The sequence below is a fragment of the Streptomyces cinereospinus genome (assembly GCF_042430725.1).
Taxonomy (GTDB): domain Bacteria; phylum Actinomycetota; class Actinomycetes; order Streptomycetales; family Streptomycetaceae; genus Streptomyces; species Streptomyces cinereospinus.
The window spans coordinates 1-2525 of the sequence record NZ_JBHMCY010000025.1; the positions used below are offsets into that span (position 1 = coordinate 1).

Sequence of the window (2525 nt, forward strand, 5' to 3'; positions counted from 1 at the left end):
CGTACGGTCACTTCGGCCGTGAGCTTCCCGACTTCACCTGGGAGCGCACGGACCGCGTGGACGCGCTGCGCGCGGCCGCGGGGCTGTAGACCCGCACCGCCCGGCCCGAGGCCCGGTTCCCTTCGGGGGGCCGGGCCTCGGCGCGTCGTGCGCGGCTGATGGCGGAAGCGGGGTGCCCGGGTACCCCGGGCCGGCGTCGGTTGTCGGTGCTGTTTGGTAAGAATGCAGGCGTGAGCAGCGACAACAGCCGGGGGGACGGCGGCGCGGAGGGCGCGCCGCCGGAGCAGCTCGCGTTCATCCGGGAGAGCGTGCGCAAGGCCAGGGCGCCCCGGGCCAAGCCGCGTACCTGGCGGGGGGCCGCGCTGGCCGGGGAGCTGCCCGTCGCGCGGGTGCTCGTGGACAAGGGCGTACTGCACCTCGACCGGTACTTCGACTACGCCGTGCCCGCCGAGCTGGACGCCGACGCGCAGCCCGGGGTGCGGGTGCGGGTGCGGTTCGGCGCCGGGCGGCACCGGGTGCGGGAGGGGCGCCGCGAGGGCGGGGGGCTGATCGACGGCTTCCTCGTGGAGCGGCTCGCCGAGTCGGACTACTCGGGGCCGCTGGCGGCGCTGGCCCAGGTGGTGTCACCGGAGCGGGTGCTCAGCGAGGAGCTGCTGGGGCTGGCCCGCGCCGTGGCCGACCGGTACGCCGGGAGCCTCGCCGACGTGCTGCAGCTGGCCGTGCCGCCGCGCAGCGCCCGGGCCGAGCAGCGGCCGTCGCCCGCCCCGCTGCCCCCGCCCGCGCCGCCGGAGCCGGGGTCCTGGGCGTGCTACGAGCGAGGGCCCGCCTTCCTCCAGGCGCTCGCCTCCGGAGGCGCTCCACGGGCCGTGTGGAACGCCCTGCCCGGCCCCGGGTGGAGCGCCGAGCTGGCCCGGGCCGTCGCCGCGACCCTGGCCTCCGGACGCGGTGCGCTGGTTGTCGTACCGGATGGCCGGACCGCCGCCCGGGTCGACGCCGCGTTGACGGCCCTGCTGGGTGAGGGGCGGCACGCGCTGTTGACGGCCGACGCGGGGCCCGAGAAGCGGTACCGCGAGTGGCTCGCCGCGCGACGCGGGTCGGTGCGGGCCGTGGTGGGGACGCGGGCCGCCATGTTCGCGCCCGTCCAGGACCTCGGGCTGGTCGCCGTCTGGGACGACGGGGACGACAGCCACAGCGAGCCGCACGCGCCGCAGCCGCACGCCAGGGACGTACTGCTGCTGCGCGCCGCCCAGGACAAGTGCGGCTTCCTGCTGGGCGGTTGGAGCTGCACCGTGGAGGCCGCGCAGCTGGTGGAGAGCGGGTGGGCGCATCCGCTGGTCGCCGTGCGCGAGCGGGTGCGGGCCGCCGCCCCGCTCGTGCGCACGGTGGGGGACCAGGACCTGGCACGGGACGAGGCCGCGCGGGCCGCCCGGCTGCCGACGCTCGCCTGGCAGGCGGTGCGCGACGGGCTGCGGCACGGGCCGGTGCTGGTGCAGGTGCCGCGGCGCGGGTACGTGCCCCGGATGGCGTGCGCCCGGTGCCGGGCGCCCGCCCGCTGCCGCCACTGCGCCGGGCCGTTGCAGGCGCGCGACGCCGGGGCGCTGGGCTGCGGGTGGTGCGGGCGCGAGGAGGACGCCTGGCACTGCCCGGAGTGCGGGGCGTTCCGGTTGCGGGCCCAGGTCGTCGGGGCCCGGCGGACGGCCGAGGAGCTGGGGCGGGCCTTTCCCGCCGTGCCGGTGCGGACGTCCGGGCGGGAGCAGGTGCTGGACACGGTGCCGGCGGCTCCGGCGCTGGTGGTGAGCACCCCGGGGGCCGAGCCGGTCGCCGAGGGCGGGTACGCGGCGGCGCTGCTGCTCGACGGGTGGGCCATGCTCGGCCGGCCCGACCTGCGGGCCGGGGAGGACGCGCTGCGGCGCTGGATCGGCGCCTCGGCGCTGGTGCGGCCGCACGGCGACGGGGGGACCGTGGTGGTCGTCGCCGACCCGACGCTGCGGCCGGTGCAGGCGCTGGTGCGGTGGGATCCCGTGGGGCACGCGGTGCGCGAGCTGGCCGAGCGGGCCGAGCTGGGGTTCCCGCCGGTGTCGCGGATGGCGGCGGTGTCGGGGCCGGCGGAGGCGGTCGCCGAGTTCCTGGGCGCGGTCGAACTGCCGCCGCAGGCCGAGGTGTTGGGTCCCGTCCCGCTGCCCGTCACACCGGTCGCGGCGGGCCGGCCGCGACGGGCGGGGGCGCCGCCCCCCGGGGAGCAGTGGGTGCGGGCGCTCGTCCGGGTGCCGCCGGGGCGCGGGGCCGCGCTGGCGGCCGCGCTGAAGGCCGCGCAGGCGGCACGGATGGCGCGCGGGAGCGGGGCCGCGGTGTGGGGCCCGGTCGACCCGCCTGACATCGGCTGAGGCCCGGTCGACCCGCCTGACATCGGCTGGGGCCGGGTGGACCTGCCTGACATCGGCTGGGGTCGGGTGGACCTGCCTGACATCGGCTGGGGTCCGAGAGGACGGCTGCCTCGTCGGGTGAGGGCGGGGGCAGCGGCTCGG

General features: G+C 79.2%; 1 protein-coding gene. It reads left to right on the top strand.

Annotated elements, in window-relative coordinates:
- Window positions 1–230: 230 nt before the first annotated feature.
- Complete coding sequence (locus ACFF45_RS15185) at window positions 231–2384, top strand: primosomal protein N' (protein ID WP_381346554.1); 2154 nt, start codon at window positions 231–233, stop codon at window positions 2382–2384.
- Window positions 2385–2525 lie beyond the last annotated feature (141 nt).